Raw genomic sequence first — 14,913 nt, 5'->3', positions numbered from 1 at the left:
TCAGCCGCCCCAAGCCGCCTTGAATTGCTCGACGTTGTCCTTGGTGATCATAGGAAGATCGAGATAGTGGTTCGGCGCTGGAATCTCGCCGGCCTTGCCCGAAAAAAACAGGACGGCGTCCTCGATTGCCGTCGTGCCCTGCGGTGCGGGATCCTGATTGACCGTGCCGTAGACCGTTCCCTTGATGATCGCATTGCGGACATCGGCCGGGTAATCACCCATAATGAACTTGACGTCGGTTCGACTGCTTTCCGTCGCGAAATTCGCGCCGTTGACCCCTTCCGGACCCTGGTCGACGATGGCGGCGATCGCACCCTGGGGATATTTGCTCAAATAGTCCTGCGTGATGGCGAGCGCCTTGGAGTTGTCCCAATCGGCCGCCTGCTTTTCGACGATCTCGATGCCTGGATATTTCTTCAGCGTATCCATGAGCCCTGCTTCGCGGTCGAGCTGGGCGGAGGTGCCGAGCTTGCCGAGGATATAGGCGATCTTGGCCTTTTCCCCGACTGCCTTGACGATCAGGTCACCCTGGCGCTGGCCAAAGACAAAATCATCAACGCCGACATAAGTAAGGACCTTGGCGCCGGAAGAGACGTCAGCTTTCGTATTGACCGCCATGACCGGAATATTGGCAGCATTGGCCTGGCGGATGACGGGCACGATACCCTTGGGATCGCTGGGCGCGATCATGATCATGTCCACCTGCTGGGCGACGAACTGCTGAACGATGGATATTTGCGCAGACAGATCGCCATTGCCGCTCTGGATGTCGAGCGCGATGCCGTGCTTCTTGGCGGTCTCGTTCACCATCTTGATCAGGTTGGAATAGAACGGAACGGACGTGTTCCAGATCATGAACCCGATCCGCTTGCCTTCCTGGGCACGGGTGAGGCCGGTGCTTGCGAGCAATGCGAGACCGGATGCACCGATCAACACGGTTCTGCGAGTGACTTCAGTCATGGGTTTCCTCCTCCTTGGTTTTCAGCGCGTTTCGCGCCGCTTGCGTTGATAGGCATCGAGGCCGACGGCCACGAGGATTACGGCGCCGGTAACGGCCGGCTGCCAGAATGGCGACACGCCGAGCAGATTGAGCGCATTGGCGATGATCCCGAGCAGCAGCGTTCCGAGCACCGCACTCCATACCTGGCCGACACCACCCGACAGCGGCACGCCGCCGACGACGACGGCTGCAATGGCCGTCAGCGGCCAATCGGCGGCGCTCGCAGGCTGGCCGATGTTGGTCTGTCCGAGGAGAACGATGCCGGCGACGGCGGCGAAAAAGCCGCCCAGCGCATAGGTGGTGAGCAGTACGCGATCGACATTGATGCCGGCCAGGCGCGCGGCGGTTTTGTTGCCGCCGACGATATAGATGTAGTGGCCGAGTGTCGAAAATCGCAGGATTGCCCAGGTGACCAGAGCGACGGCCGCAAAGATGATCGTCGGGATCGGGATTGGCCCGATACGGCCGAGCCCGAGGACGGTGAAGGATTCCGGCACGCCGTAGACCGGCTGGGCGGATGTGCCGACGAAAAGAAATCCGGTCACGAGAACTTGGGTCGCAAGCGTCGTGACGAAGGGGTTGATGCCGATCTTGGCGATGAAGAAGCCGTTGGCAAGGCCGACAATCAGGCCGAGCACGAGTGCAACGACGATTCCGAGCGGCATCGAATACTGGACGATGACCGCGGCCGCCACGACGGAAGACATCGCTCCGACCGCTCCGACGGAGAGATCGAACCCGCCGGTAGTGATCATCAACAGCATACCGCAGGCGACGATCCCGATGATCGAATTACGCGAGAGCACATTGGAAAAATTGGCCCAGGTTGCGAAGTGCGGCACGGTGAGGCTGAAGCCGATCAGCAGCAATACGAAAATGATCAGCAGTGCGTAGCTCGAAAGGGCAGCCCAGCGCGCGCTGGCGCTCAACTTCTGTTCCTGGATTGCGTTGCCCTGCGCCGATGACATTATGATTGTTCTCCGAATATTTCTGCGGCGGTCGCGGCTGTGCGCGCTCTTTCGCCCGCAAACAGCAATGTGCCTATGAGTTCCGCCTGCTCGCCGAGTGCGGCCGGCACGACGCGGACGTTTTCGATCGCGCGGGCGATCGAAAAACGCCGCATTGCGTCTTTCAGCGGGTTGAGCAAAGTGTCGCCGGCGCGCATCAATTCGCCGCCGACGATGACGATTTCAGGATTGAAATAGCTGCAGAGCGCGCCGACGGATCGTCCGACCAGCGCGCCGGCATCGGCAACGATCCGGCTTGCACCGACGTCACCTTCGACCGCGCGCCGCAACATCTCATCAGATGAAATGTCGCCATGGGAGGCGCTGAGCGCCCTGGCCAGGGCATGAACCGAGATCTTGGCTTCCAGGCAGCCACGGCTGCCACAACGGCACACGTCGCCGTGCTCGTCGACGACGACATGGCCCAACTCGCCAGCAATGCCGCTGGCGCCCCGGAAGACCTTTCCGTTGATCGCGATGCCAAGCCCGACGCCGATGGACAGGAGAACATAGAGCGCGACGTTCGATTGTTTGGCCATTCCGTAAGTGCTCTCGGCAAGCATGCCGAGATTGGCGTCGTTGTCCATATAAACGGGCAGGCCAAGCCGTCTGGAGAGGCCGCCGGGAACGTCGGTGCCGACCCAGCGTGCGAGGATGGAGCCCGCATGCAGCCTGCCGGTGGAGGAATCGACTGGACCGGGCACGCCGATGCCGACAGCCTTGATTTTAGTGCGGTCGATGTTTGACCGGGAGATGATCTGCTCCACCTGGGAAGACGCAAAATCAAGCGCTGCTTCCGCCGGCATGTCGATGTCGAAATCGCCGGCCATCTGATCGATGATCCGATAGTTCGCATCCGACACCGCCGCCTTGATGAAGATGCGGCCGAAGTCGATCCCGACATAGTAGCCCTCAGGCTTTGCCAAGGCGACCCGTGTGCCCGGCCGGCCAGCAACCTTGGCGGCTTCAGCCTCATCATCAAACTCCCGAACAAGGCCATCGTTCATCATCGCCCCAATGGCGGTGGACATGGTCGATCGGGAAACGCCGAGCTTGCGCGCCAGTTCGGCTCGGGATTGCGGGCCGTTGGTCTCGAGCAAGTCGATAATATTCCGACGAAGTCGCGTTTGTGCGGGGATCATTTCATCCTCTCTCCTTGTTGACCGTTTGACATGAACAAATTGATATGTCAAATCCGGACATATAACAATTTTAATTTGTTTGATTTTGAACAAATTGGAGGAGGAAATGTCGGATATGCTCTATCTGCGCGCCAAGACAATTCTCGCCGGTCCTCGCCTGGATCCTGTGCGTGACGCGGCAATCTTCATCGATCGGGGGTGCATCGTGCAACTTGGCGAGGCTGCGGCAATGCAGGCCCCGGAAGGGGCGCGCATTATTGATCTTGGCGATGCAACGCTCATGCCGGGCATGATTGACGCCCACATGCACACTTTCGGTGTCGACAGCTTGCGCCTGCATACGCTTGGGACGGAGCACGAAAGCTACCGGGCCGTGCGCGCGCTTTCGGAATTGCGGGACTTGCTTCTCGCAGGATTTACGTCGGCACGCTGCCTGGGCTCCTCCATCGGGCCACAGCTTCGCCGCGCCATCGATGAAGGCCTTTCAGTAGGGCCACGTCTTAAGGCCGCTGGCGGCTTTATTTCTTCGACATCGGGGACATGGGACGCAAGCGCTACGCCGCTTGCGACTGTACAGGCAAGCGGTGAGCTCGCTGACGGCCCCGATGAGCTGCGTCGGGCTGTGCGTGCGCGTGTTCGGACAGGTGCTGATTTTATCAAATTGGGCCTCTCGAAAGGCCGTATCCACGACCGCTACCACGCTTGGGGTGACGATCCGTTTGCGCAGATCGCAGCCTATAGTCTTGAGGAGGTTCTTGCCGCAGTCGATGAGGCGCATCGCAACGGCCTCAAGGTCAGCGCGCATGCCATCGGCGAAGCCGCTGTTCGACTGGCGCTTGATGGAGGCGTCGATATCATCGAACATGGTTACGGCATATCGGAGGAAACCCGGGCGCGGCTGGCCTCCGAGCGTAAGATCGTCGTGACCACGCTCTCGCAGGTGCAGTATCACCGTAACGCCTATGATCGCTTTCACTATCCGCAATGGGAAAGAGACGTCTACGAGCGGCACTGGGAAGCCATGGCACGGGATTTCCAACTCGGATTGGCGGCAGGCATTCGCTTTGCGCTCGGTACAGATTTGATCGGCGCGCCAACGCATCCGCTAAAAGAGGCCGGCACGGAATTCATACTTGCCACAGAATTGGGAATGCCCATCCGCGATGCCTTGATCGCCGGCACAATGACTGCGGCGGAAGCTTTGGGCATCTCCGATGAAACCGGTTCGATCGAGAAAGGAATGCATGCGGATCTGGTGGCTTTTCCGGGCAACCCGCTTGATGATATTGCAATGGTGAAGCACCCCACCTTCGTCATGAAGGATGGGCTCGTCTTTTTGCCGGACGTGTAGGTCGCGCCGATACGGAAGAATTTCGGGTACTTCCCGGCAGGCCCACCTACGGAGCGCCGCAGATAGACGTTGTCATCGAAGTCTGCCGAGGAAGATCCGGCATAGAAAGCGTATCTGCGGCGTATGAGAAAGCCGGATTGCGATGCGAGGCGTTTTTGATACTGCGGGCATTCCGGCAATCGAGGTGCAGCAATGAACCCCGCTGATCTTCTCCGGCTCTATGAAGAAAAACTGAAGTCGCGCGATCTCGAAGGGCTTGCGCTCCTCATATCAAGGGATGCGATTTTCTGGTTCACCGATGGAACTTATCGAGGTATCGACGAGATTAAGGCCGCCTTGGAAGAGACATGGCAAAGACTTCGAAACGAACGCTACTGGTTCGAAGATGTGCGGTGGGTCACTGTCGATGAGATCACCGCAAGCTGTATCTATAGGTTTTGTTGGAAGGCAGACATCGACGGCACGTATTTTAAAGGACAAGGCCGTGGCACCGCAATCCTGCGCCGCGAAAGCGGCGACTGGAAAATCCTCCATGAGCATCTCAGCCGATTTCCAAGATGAGACTTCATTCTTGTCCGATTAGTTCGTTTTGCCGCCGAATAGAGCGCGATGCGCGGTTCCCTATAGTCGCTTTCGGCAACGACTTCAGTATCGCTAGCGCGATCGACTATAAGGTTGCAAATCTGATGAAGCGGCTGCCAAACGTCTGGCTTGTTGTGACAGAAGGTAAGCAGCACTTCACATTCCCGATGGATGCACGGACGCCGCCCTTCGAAAATATCGATGCTGTGCTAGCACTCAAAAGTGCGGTTGATCGCGAATAGATGGTCAAGCTCCTGATGTTCGGTATGGCAAGATCGGCAATGATCAACCGATCCCGCAGTCCGATCCCCGACTTCAACCCGAACATCCCACAGCGGGCATACGATCCCGATAGGGCGAAGTTCCATTTGAAGAAGGCAGGGTTAAGCGAGCTAAGCGCCTCCTCGACACCTTTCGAACAAGCAGTCAACGCTGCCGAGCTTATGTCGGAACAAGCAAAGGGCAGCGGGATTGCGATCACCGTCAAGAGGGAACCCGATCACGGGTATTGGAACAATGTTTGGATGAAGCGGCCATGGGCTGCTTCCTTCTGGGCGGGACGTCCGTCCGCAGGAATGATGCTGGCCTCAGTCTACCAATCGGACGCACCCTGGAATGAAACCCATTGGAAAAACGAGCAGTTTGATAGCCTGCTGTTGCAGGTGCGGTCCCTCGACGATCCCTCTCAACGGCGCGAGATCTACTTCTCGCTTCAACAGATCATCCACGACGAATGTCCGACGATCATTCCGGTCTTCGCGAGTTGGGTAGATGCCGCGAGCAAGAAAGTAAAGGGCTTTGTTCCCAACCCGAACTTCATGCTGAGCGACCATCGCGTTGCGGAGCGCATTTGGCTCGACTGATATCGAGTGACTTTGGGAAGCACTGTGCGATGTTGGCGGCCATACGTTCTTTGTCGCAGCAATCCGCAGCATGAGCTCATCAATCGATGTGTGCGAGACCACCTCGATGTCGCTTCGGTTCATTCGATGTCAATCATCGGTGCGGTCATCTCGATAGATGACGCAGACACAGATGCGACTCAGCTGCAGAGACATCAAGGTGGGCACGATGCGCGTCTTGCAGCTACGGGTTGCTTTAACGACGGCCAACTCGGCTCCTGCCATCGCTCGGGCGATCCGTCGGGATAGCCCTTGGAGACGAGAATGTCGACCATAAAGCCTTCTACGGAGGCCACGCACCCGGGTTGTGGCGCGCGGAACTACTATTACTAGCATGGCCAATGCGGGCTGAGGTTTCATCGCCGACGATCTGATCGGTCAGAACGGATGGCACAACCTGTAATTACTTAGGTAACATGGACCCTTATTCGCCGTCGCGTTCCCCGTGTGGAACATTGGTTGGGGTGAAACCGACCTGCGGCAAGACCTCTACTTGGTGAAACTCTGATCGCCATTAATGTTGGTCCATAGTGCACTTAAGCTCTCTTCAGAAGGGCGAGAACCTCCTGCGCATTGCGGTCTGGCGCCGGGATAGGATAGATCACATGATCAATGTGGCCATCGCGCACAATTAAAGTTAGCCTTTCCAGCAGCGTCATACCGCCCACGGTGAATGTTGGGAGATCGAGTTTGGACGAAAGCTTAAGTTCAGCATCCGACACGAGAGCGAATGGTAGCTGCAGGCGTTCAACAACCTCCGACTGATAGATGGTCGTCTGTGTCGAGAGGCCGAATACGAAGCCGGCGCCGGCTCGGCGGAGTTCGAAATAATGGTCTCTGAACGCGCAGGCCTGTGGGGTACAGCCTCTAGCACCCGGGATTAGGTCCCACCCTTCAATAGGTGGCACGTTGGGCGGACTTGTCCGGGGATATGCATAGACAACCCCAATTCCTTCCAACTTCGACAGATCGATGAGCTCACCATTCGTAGTTGGCAGGAGAACGGAAGGCAATGCCATTCCTTCGATAATCATTTTTGTTCTCCCTTGAAACTAGCTGGGTTATGCTGGAGCCCGCGTCCGGTGTCGGCCAGAAGTTCGCCGACTGGTTGTTTAGCTGCCAACAATATGGGCTCAATGACCGAGAATCTGCGATAGAAAAAGCCTTGTCCGGCTGTTCTGGGGATTTGAGAAGAACTCTTTTGGAGCGTTCTGCTCAACAATCTGGCCCTGGTCCATGAATATGACCCGGTTGGCCACGGCTTGGGCAAAACCCATTTCGTGGGTTACGCAGAGCATGGTCATGCCTTCTTCGGCAAGCGCGATCATCGTATCCAGGACTTCTTTGATCATCTCGGGATCGAGGGCTGAGGTCGGTTCGTCGAATAGCATGATGCGAGGCTTCATGCAAAGCGATCTGGCGATTGCCACACGCTGCTGCTGGCCACCTGAAAGCTGACCGGGATATTTATGCGCCTGATCCGGAATTTTCACCTTTTCAAGGAAATGCATTGCCAGTTCCTCGGCCTGCTGCCTTGGGACTTTCCTGACCCAGATCGGAGCGAGCGTGCAGTTCTGAAGGATCGTCAAATGGGGGAAGAGATTGAAATGCTGGAAGACCATGCCCACTTCGGAGCGGATCTTGTCGATGTTTTTGAGATCAGATGTCAGCTCGATCCCGTCGACGACGATCTGGCCCGATTGGTGTTCTTCCAGACGATTGATGCAGCGGATCATCGTTGATTTGCCAGATCCTGAGGGGCCGCAGATGACAATGCGTTCGCCGCGCTTCACGGAAAGGTTGATATCGCGCAACACATGAAAGGCACCATACCATTTGTTCATGTCGCCGATCTTTATGGCGATATCGCTCAGGATGTCGATTTGCTGTGCCGAAGCCATGATTGTAATACCTCTTAACGATGATCGGTCTTCAGCCTACGCTCAAGATACATCGAGTAGCGCGACATACCGAAGCAAACGACGAAGAAGATAGCGCCCACATAGATGTAGGGCTCCCAATAGATGCCTTTCCAACTGGGATCGGCGCGCACGATCTTGGTGACGCCTTGAAGCGGATCCATCAGGCCGACAAGTGCGACCAATGTCGTATCTTTGAAAAGGCCGATAAAGGATGACACTATGCCAGGAATAGAAATTTTGAGCGCCTGCGGCATGATGATCAGCCGCTGTGCCTGCCAGTAATTGAGTCCGAGCGCATCGGCCGCCTCGTATTGTCCGCGCGGGAGGGCAGCAAGACCACCGCGTATTACCTCGGCAATATAGGCAGACGAGAAGATAATGACCACGATGATGACGCGGAGGATCAGATCGAAATTTGTCCGCGGGGGCAGAAAGTAAAGAAGTAGGAAGTTCGCCGAAAACAAGACCGTAATCAGTGGTACGCCGCGGATGAATTCGATGAATGCGACAGACAATGCACGAACAAGCAACATCTCAGACCGTCTCGCGAGCGCAAGGACAATCCCAAGGGGAAGGGAAGCTGCAATTGCAGTTATGCCGATAACAAAGGCGAGTAGAAAGCCGCCGAAATCATCCGAGCGGATATAGGTTAGTTGCAGTGGAAGCAGGTCGGCAAGCTTGTTGGTAACAGCCGGTTGTAGCCAGGCCCACCAGATGATAGCAGTTATGCACGAGATACCGGCAGCGATTGTGTTCCCCAGGCGCGATTGCAAGGCAACCCAAAGAGCTAGAGAGAGGCCGAAGACGATTAGTACATCGATGGGGTTCCAGATCGACCCACCCCAAAGAAGCCAATAGCCAATAAGAGGATAAATCAGTGTAAGCCAGAGAAGCTTTGTTGGCTTAAAAGCGGCCGTTCCGAGAAGGACAAGGAAAACAACTCCCGTGACCAAGACTGGCTGTGGCCCTGCTCCTAGACCCCAAAGAGCGAGGAATAGAAAGACTGCTGCCACGCCGGTGATCGTGGTCCCTTGCCGGCTCATGCCATAATAAAGTATAGGTGCCAATGAGATCATAAGCAGCGCTAGCGCAACCGCTGGCCGCCAATAGGCGTCGGCGGGATAGAGACCGAACAGGAACTGGTTCCAGCGAACGCGAATCATAGCCCAGCATGGGCCAAAGGCGTCTGACCCAAACGTGCTTCTGATCTGTTCACGGCACCCAGCAAGGGATGATGCATTCCAGACGCCGTGAGAAAGCCAGATCACAAGGTTGATCAGGATGTAACTCGTCAAAACTAGCGTTATGACGCTCGCAACGGAATTCAAAGGTGAAGAAAAGAGATTCTGTCGCATCCAGTAGAGCGCGCTTCGGTCGCGTGCTTGCGGAGGCATCGGCTTGAGCATTTCGGTGCGGACGAAGGCAGTCATGTCAGCGTCCCTTCAGCTGCACGGTGTTGTTGTAGAAATTCATAAACGAGGAGATGATCAGGCTCATCACCAGATAGATTAGCATCATCAGAAGCATGCATTCGAGCTCACGGCCGGTCTGATTGAGCGTAATGCCTCCGAGCGTGCCTTTGAGATCAAGATAGGAGATGGCCATCCCAAGCGTGGTATTCTTGGTGATATTGAGATATTGGCTAATCAGCGGAGGCACAATCACTCGAAGCGCCTGTGGCAAGACGATGAGCCTCAAAGTGCGGCCTGGATGAAATCCCAATGCATAGGATGCTTCGGACTGGCCCCGTGGTATCGAGGCGATGCCGGCACGGACGATTTCCGCGATATAGGTTGCCGAATAGAGCGTTAGCGCAATGACCAGAGCGGTGAAACTGTTTCCCAACTTTAGGCCGCCCTGGAAATTGAAGCCTTTCATAACGGGATAATCCAGGTGAAAGCCCATTAGAACGAAAAAAAAGATTGTTGGCATGAAAAGGACAATCAGGGATTTCCACCAGGTAGTCGGCCTATTCCCATCTGTCTCCTGTAGGGTGCGCGCGTGACGGAGGATCCGCTTGTTTGCCCAGAACGACAAAGCGAAAACGGCGAACGCCGCAATTACCGACAGATGGATGGGTACGCCAAATATTTCAAAGCCGCCTAGTGATCGTTCGAACACCGGTGCTGGAATGTTTGTTCCGCGGTTCGTGAGAGCAACGGAATCCCAAAACCACATGGATGCAGCCGGCTTTTGGCCTGCCGCCAGCATCGCGTCGGTAACCTTAAAATCCTTGGGCGAAGGGCTGGTTTCTCCAAGGACGACAAAGGCCAGAAGAATCCACAGAAGCAGCGGAATGTTGCGGAAGATCTCAATATATAGGGCGCTGAGACGTGAAAGGAGCCAGTTGCTCGAAAGCCTTAGTATGCCGACAAGCGTCCCGAGGATCGTCGCCATCAGAGAGCCGAAAAATGCAACGACCAAGGTGTTCAGAAGACCGACAATCAACGCCCGTCCATGCGTGCTGTCATTGCTATAGGGTATCAGCTGTTGCTCGATGTCGTAACCTGCACGCTGCCAGAGGAAGCCAAAGCTGATATCTTTGTCACGTTGCGCAAGGTTTTCAATAGTGTTGTTCGCCAACCAGCCGAGAAACAGCAGGAACCCGATGAGCACGATCACCTGGATGGTGGTCGAGCGATAGCGGGTGTCGTTAAACAACTGCTCAAGCCGAAAGCCGTGTCTCGGCGCATCGGTAATCGTTGCCATAAGTTTCCCCAGATTTTATTGTTACGCGCCTTACGCTTCTCGATCGGGTCGGCCATTTTTCAGGCCAAGGTTTAACTAGCGGCGGCTGCGGCCACGGATTGTCGTCCCGTGACCGCAGGATGGCCGGATTAGCGCAGCGGCGGTGCGTATTGTAGACCGCCTTTGGACCACAGAGCATTCAGGCCCCTTGGCAAACCAACGGCCGTCTTGGTTCCGAGGTTGGCCTCGAAGATTTCGCCATAGTTGCCGACCGCCTTGATGGCGTTATAGGCCCAGGCATTGTCCAGACCCATCATTTTGCCCATTTCGCCCTCGGTGCCGAGGAGACGTTTGACTTCCGGGTCGGTCGCGGATGCTTTGATCTGGTCGACGTTGGCTTTGGTAATGCCTTTCTCTTCGGCGATTAGGAGCGCATTGAAGGTCCAGCGCACAATGTCGCCCCAGTTGTTATCACCATGGCGGACCACCGGACCGAGCGGTTCTTTCGAAATGAGTTCCGGAAGGATAACGTAGCTTTGCGGATCTGATAGCGCGGCGCGCGCGGAAGCGAGACCCGAAGCATCGGTCGTGTAGGTATCGCAGGCGCCGGCAGTGAATTGGCGTAGAGCCTCGGCATCATCGGCAACGTTGACTGGCGTATACTTGATACCATTCGTCTTGAACCAGTCTGCAAGGTTCAGCTCAGTCGTCGTTCCCGTCTGAATACAGACGGTTGCGCCATCCAGCTGTTTGGCGGACGTGATGCCTGAATCCTTCTTCACCATGAAGCCCTGGCCATCATAAAAATTGATAGCTACGAAATCGAGCTTCAGATCAGTGTCGCGAGAAAATGTGTAGGTGGTGTTGCGCACCAGTATGTCCGTTTCACCGGAGGCCAAGGCAGTAAAACGTGTCTCGGAAGTGGCTGGAACAAACTTTACCTTCGTTGCATCACCGAGAACAGCGGCAGCGACCGCGCGGCAGAAATCAACGTCAAAGCCGGTCCAGTTGCCTTTGGAGTCGGGTGTACCGAAGCCGGTGAGGCCGGTGTTGGATCCGCAGTTCAGTTCGCCGCGTGCTTTGACGTCGTCAAGCGTGCCAGCCAAGGCTGCACCAGCACCAGCAAATACGGTGCTTGCAATCAGAGTGGCTACGAATAGAGATCTTTTCATGTATCGTGCTCCCAGTTTTGCCGTGCGGACGCGCGAAATCGCCGTCCGATTGACGGATGTTCGGATCGAAATTGGATTGGAGCCCATTAGTGGGACACATCAGTCGGCTTGAGACACCGCTTCTATTTTACATTCTTGATCATTCAGAAAAGACGATAGGCGCTTGATGGCCGCCTGTCAGTCCTGATTGATCTCGAAATTATTGAGCCTGCTCCGTGAGACTGAATGCACAGATGCAAAGCAGACCGGACCGAAAGGATTGAGGTAAAGCCTTAAGGGAAGACCAGGAGCGATAAGGCCCTGCAAACCACTTCGCCAACAGTCGAAGCAGGTTTTCCGACGCGAGTCTCATGGCGGGTGGGACAATGTCTCCAACAACTGCTTTAAAGATTGAATTGTTCATATAGTCCTCCCTGTCGGAACCCTTTAACCAATAGACTTTCGCTCGACCAATCGGAATCTTTGCACTGCCATGTGCAAAAATAGACGCGGAAGATGCTGCCTTGGGTCGCCGGCATCGTTTCGGCTCCCTGCTTCTTCGTAATGGAAAGATCAGGCAAACAAGGCAGGAGGCCCACGTTTGCTGAATCTTTTCCAGCTATAGCGGAGAGATCAGCGAATTCCGATTGCACAAATGCCGTTGACCGCGGGGTGGAGCGTGCTCTTGAATTTGCCCTGAACTTCCGAAAGGCTGTTCCAGTCTGTCATGCTCGAGCTAGCATCGGCCGACGGTGAATTTGCAGTCAGGCTATTTGGGGAATTACTCGCAAGGGGCCAATTATGCGTTACCTGACTATGCTATTTCCAAATTCACGCGCGTCGTAAATTTCACTGTTTGCATCGCGACGTGCGTCGTAAACGACTTCACATTCTTGTCTGGAAAGAATGCGCTTTCTATTATGAGGATACTTGCCAATCCCGCAAATGGTGATCCGGCGATCGTGTGCGGGGAAAGTGGTGGCGTCGGGCTGGTGGCATTCCTCAAAGCCGCGGCCGATCCCCAGATCAAGTCTGCATTGCGCATTGACGCCGGCTCTCGCATTTTCGTGGTAAACACCGAAGGTGCCACCGATCCTGCGAAGTACGAAGAACTAGTTGGAAGACCGGCGGCAACTGTTGTGTCACAGAAGGGAACGGCATGACGATCGACAGACACGCGCTAAAGTCGGAGTTGACCGCCTGACGGCACCATCTGCATGCGCATCCGGAATTCGGTTTTGAAGAATGTCGGACTTCAGCCTTTGTGGCGGCGAAACTCCGGGAATTTGGTCTCGACGAGGTCGTCGAGGGCGTTGGAGGGACTGGTGTCGTTGGCACGTTGAAACGAGGCACTGGCAACAGGTCCGTCGCGTTGCGCGCAGATATGGATGCACTGCGTATCACCGAGCAGGGCGACAAGCCATACCGCTCGACCAACCGGGACGTCATGCATGCCTGCGGCCACGACGGCCATACGACGATGCTGCTCGGAGCTGCCAGGACGCTGGCCGCGGACGGCGGCCTTGACGGAACTGTCCGCTTTATTTTTCAGCCGGCCGAAGAATGGGGGAAGGGGCGATCTCCATGCTCGATGACGGGCTGATACGACGATTCCCTTTTGACGAAATTACGGCATCCACAATATGCCCGGTCTTCCCCTCGGTCATTTCCAGACGCGGGCAGGCGCCTTCATGTCGGCGGAGGACAATTTTGAGATCGAGCTCAAGGGCATCGGTGGTCATGCCGCACGGCCGCATTCCGGCAACGAGGTTCTCGTCGCCGCTTGCGCGCTAGTCGCCAATCTTCAGACCATCGTCTCCCGCCGCCTGAGCCCCACGGATATTGCGGTAGTGTCTGTTACCGAACTTATCACCGACGGCACGAGAAATGTGCTGCCGGGTCTCGCGCGGATATTGGGAGATGCCCGCAGCTTCCGACCGGAGGTTAGCGCCGAGATCGAGAAGCAGATGCGCGTCATTTCGGAGGGCACCGCATTGACCCACAACGTCAAGGCCGAGGTGACCTATACGAGAGAGTTCGTGCCTCTGGTCAACGACATCGTACTTGCCGAGGAAGCTTTCGCGGCCGCTCGAGAAGTCTTCAAGGCAGCCAATGTGAACGTCCGACGTGAGCCAATGACGGGGTCGGAAGATTTCGCGCGCTTCCTCGAGCATGCGCCGGGCTGCTTCGTCTTCCTGGGAAATGGCGAAGATTCCGCGCCGCTTCACAATCCCAGTTACGACTTTAACGATGATGGGCTGCTGCACGGTACGGATTTTCATACAGCTATCGTCCGACGCCGATTGAGCGTGGAGATTTCGTAGAGAAGCAGAGATAGACTTTAGAATTTGATTGGAGGAAGACCGAATGGCCCACTCGCTGAACACGCCGTCCATCGCACGGCTGAATGGCCCCAACCAGCCCGACCTTGAGCGGGATGATGTCTGGCAGGCCCGCATCGATCTGGCGGCGTGTTTCAGGATGGCTGTACGATACGGCATGGAAGAAGGCATCTGCAACCACTTCTCGGCTGTTGTTCCCGGCTATGAGGATCTGTTCATCGTCAACCCTTACGGTTATGCCTTCGCCGAACTGACAGCATCGATGCTTCTGATCTGCGATTTTCACGGCAATGTAGTGTTGGGAGAGGGCAAGCTCGAGGCGACCGCCTTCTACATCCATGCCCGCATCCACAAAAATATTCCGCGTGCCAAGGCGGCCTTTCACACGCATATGCCGTATGCGACAGCGCTATCCATGACCGAGGGCGACCCTCTCATCTTCGCGGGTCAAACCGCGTTGAAATTCTATGGTAGAACGGCGGTCGACAAAAACTACAATGGTTTGGCGCTGGATGAGCGGGAAGGTGACCGCATCGCATCTGCCATTGGCGATGCCGACATCGTGTTCATGAAACATCATGGCGTCATGGTCTGCGGCCCAACAATCGCTGAGGCATGGGACGACCTCTATTATCTCGAGCGCGCATGTGAGGTTCAAACTCTCGCACTGTCCACGGGCAGAAAGGTAGTGCCGGTGGCTTCTGAGATCGCAGAGGCTGCCTTTCGCCAGATGCGCGAGGGCGATTCGGAGTCCGCCCGGCTGCATCTGGCCTCGATCAAGCGCGCACTTGACCAGATTCAGCCCGACTATAAGAACTAGCGATAG

General features: G+C 56.0%; 13 protein-coding genes and 1 pseudogene. 6 read left to right on the top strand and 8 right to left on the bottom strand.

From position 1 onward, the window contains the following. The 3 genes from AC13Q5_RS15655 to AC13Q5_RS15645 are packed head-to-tail and all read right to left on the bottom strand — an operon-like array spanning window position 1 to window position 3,149. Window positions 1-960, bottom strand: a complete 960-nt coding sequence (locus tag AC13Q5_RS15655) for a sugar ABC transporter substrate-binding protein (protein WP_488502285.1) — start codon at window positions 958-960, stop codon at window positions 1-3. 21 nt (window positions 961-981) lie between these two features. Beyond that, the gene (locus AC13Q5_RS15650; protein WP_488502284.1) at window positions 982-1,968 is read right to left on the bottom strand and encodes an ABC transporter permease; all 987 of its coding nucleotides are present in this window, start codon (window positions 1,966-1,968) and stop codon (window positions 982-984) included. Continuing rightward, a complete protein-coding gene (locus AC13Q5_RS15645) occupies window positions 1,968-3,149 on the bottom strand; it encodes an ROK family protein (RefSeq protein WP_488502283.1) in 1,182 nt (393 codons plus the stop codon). Before AC13Q5_RS15645 ends, AC13Q5_RS15650 begins: the two co-directional genes overlap by 1 nt. A 106-nt stretch (window positions 3,150-3,255) precedes the next feature. Between AC13Q5_RS15645 and AC13Q5_RS15640 the strand changes: the two genes are divergently transcribed. The 3 genes from AC13Q5_RS15640 to AC13Q5_RS15630 all read left to right on the top strand — a co-directional run bounded on the left by AC13Q5_RS15640 (window position 3,256) and on the right by AC13Q5_RS15630 (window position 5,945). Then, window positions 3,256-4,500: a metal-dependent hydrolase family protein gene (locus AC13Q5_RS15640; RefSeq protein ID WP_488502282.1), complete on the top strand. Its 1,245-nt coding sequence runs from the start codon at window positions 3,256-3,258 to the stop codon at window positions 4,498-4,500. Window positions 4,501-4,692: 192 nt separating this feature from the next. Beyond that, window positions 4,693-5,061, top strand: coding sequence for a YybH family protein (locus AC13Q5_RS15635; RefSeq protein ID WP_488502281.1), 369 nt, complete (start codon window positions 4,693-4,695; stop codon window positions 5,059-5,061). A 263-nt stretch (window positions 5,062-5,324) separates the two neighbouring features. Continuing rightward, a complete protein-coding gene (locus AC13Q5_RS15630) occupies window positions 5,325-5,945 on the top strand; it encodes a periplasmic substrate-binding domain-containing protein (RefSeq protein ID WP_488502280.1) in 621 nt (206 codons plus the stop codon). A 575-nt stretch (window positions 5,946-6,520) separates the two neighbouring features. Here the strand turns inward: AC13Q5_RS15630 and AC13Q5_RS15625 are convergent. From AC13Q5_RS15625 to AC13Q5_RS15605, 5 genes are all read right to left on the bottom strand, one after another. Next, on the bottom strand, window positions 6,521-7,018 hold the full coding sequence (locus AC13Q5_RS15625) for a peroxiredoxin (protein WP_488502279.1): 498 nt from the start codon (window positions 7,016-7,018) through the stop codon (window positions 6,521-6,523). Between the two features lie 99 nt (window positions 7,019-7,117). After that, window positions 7,118-7,885, bottom strand: a complete 768-nt coding sequence (locus AC13Q5_RS15620; protein WP_488502278.1) for an amino acid ABC transporter ATP-binding protein — start codon at window positions 7,883-7,885, stop codon at window positions 7,118-7,120. A 14-nt stretch (window positions 7,886-7,899) separates the two neighbouring features. Continuing rightward, window positions 7,900-9,336 carry an amino acid ABC transporter permease gene (locus tag AC13Q5_RS15615; RefSeq protein WP_488502277.1) on the bottom strand — a complete coding sequence of 479 codons (1,437 nt, stop codon included), beginning with the start codon at window positions 9,334-9,336 and terminating at the stop codon, window positions 7,900-7,902. Window position 9,337: 1 nt separating this feature from the next. Next, window positions 9,338-10,615: an amino acid ABC transporter permease gene (locus tag AC13Q5_RS15610; RefSeq protein WP_488502276.1), complete on the bottom strand. Its 1,278-nt coding sequence runs from the start codon at window positions 10,613-10,615 to the stop codon at window positions 9,338-9,340. A gap of 128 nt (window positions 10,616-10,743) precedes the next feature. Beyond that, complete coding sequence (locus AC13Q5_RS15605; protein WP_488502275.1) at window positions 10,744-11,766, bottom strand: amino acid ABC transporter substrate-binding protein; 1,023 nt, start codon at window positions 11,764-11,766, stop codon at window positions 10,744-10,746. Between the two features lie 731 nt (window positions 11,767-12,497). On the opposite strand from AC13Q5_RS15605, the gene AC13Q5_RS15600 reads away from it, so the two are divergent. From AC13Q5_RS15600 to AC13Q5_RS15590, 3 genes and pseudogenes are all read left to right on the top strand, one after another. Next, complete coding sequence (locus AC13Q5_RS15600; RefSeq protein WP_488502274.1) at window positions 12,498-12,908, top strand: hypothetical protein; 411 nt, start codon at window positions 12,498-12,500, stop codon at window positions 12,906-12,908. A gap of 50 nt (window positions 12,909-12,958) precedes the next feature. Continuing rightward, window positions 12,959-14,069 (top strand): annotated as a pseudogene (locus AC13Q5_RS15595) (amidohydrolase). A gap of 43 nt (window positions 14,070-14,112) precedes the next feature. Next, the gene (locus AC13Q5_RS15590) at window positions 14,113-14,907 is read left to right on the top strand and encodes an aldolase (protein WP_488502273.1); all 795 of its coding nucleotides are present in this window, start codon (window positions 14,113-14,115) and stop codon (window positions 14,905-14,907) included. Window positions 14,908-14,913: the final 6 nt, after the last annotated feature.

It is taken from the genome of Martinezella sp. CNPSo 3964, assembly GCF_057784375.1.
This window is presented reverse-complemented; position numbering and strand designations above follow the sequence as displayed.

What these genes read in the sequence shown, in the direction of transcription:
- AC13Q5_RS15655 (WP_488502285.1), bottom strand. Translation starts at nt 960, where the DNA reads ATGACTGAAGTCACTCGCAGAACCGTGTTGATCGGTGCATCCGGTCTC.
- AC13Q5_RS15650 (WP_488502284.1), bottom strand. Translation starts at nt 1,968, where the DNA reads ATGTCATCGGCGCAGGGCAACGCAATCCAGGAACAGAAGTTGAGCGCC.
- AC13Q5_RS15645 (WP_488502283.1), bottom strand. Translation starts at nt 3,149, where the DNA reads ATGATCCCCGCACAAACGCGACTTCGTCGGAATATTATCGACTTGCTC.
- AC13Q5_RS15640 (WP_488502282.1), top strand. Translation starts at nt 3,256, where the DNA reads ATGTCGGATATGCTCTATCTGCGCGCCAAGACAATTCTCGCCGGTCCT.
- AC13Q5_RS15635 (WP_488502281.1), top strand. Translation starts at nt 4,693, where the DNA reads ATGAACCCCGCTGATCTTCTCCGGCTCTATGAAGAAAAACTGAAGTCG.
- AC13Q5_RS15630 (WP_488502280.1), top strand. Translation starts at nt 5,325, where the DNA reads ATGGTCAAGCTCCTGATGTTCGGTATGGCAAGATCGGCAATGATCAAC.
- AC13Q5_RS15625 (WP_488502279.1), bottom strand. Translation starts at nt 7,018, where the DNA reads ATGATTATCGAAGGAATGGCATTGCCTTCCGTTCTCCTGCCAACTACG.
- AC13Q5_RS15620 (WP_488502278.1), bottom strand. Translation starts at nt 7,885, where the DNA reads ATGGCTTCGGCACAGCAAATCGACATCCTGAGCGATATCGCCATAAAG.
- AC13Q5_RS15615 (WP_488502277.1), bottom strand. Translation starts at nt 9,336, where the DNA reads ATGACTGCCTTCGTCCGCACCGAAATGCTCAAGCCGATGCCTCCGCAA.
- AC13Q5_RS15610 (WP_488502276.1), bottom strand. Translation starts at nt 10,615, where the DNA reads ATGGCAACGATTACCGATGCGCCGAGACACGGCTTTCGGCTTGAGCAG.
- AC13Q5_RS15605 (WP_488502275.1), bottom strand. Translation starts at nt 11,766, where the DNA reads ATGAAAAGATCTCTATTCGTAGCCACTCTGATTGCAAGCACCGTATTT.
- AC13Q5_RS15590 (WP_488502273.1), top strand. Translation starts at nt 14,113, where the DNA reads ATGGCCCACTCGCTGAACACGCCGTCCATCGCACGGCTGAATGGCCCC.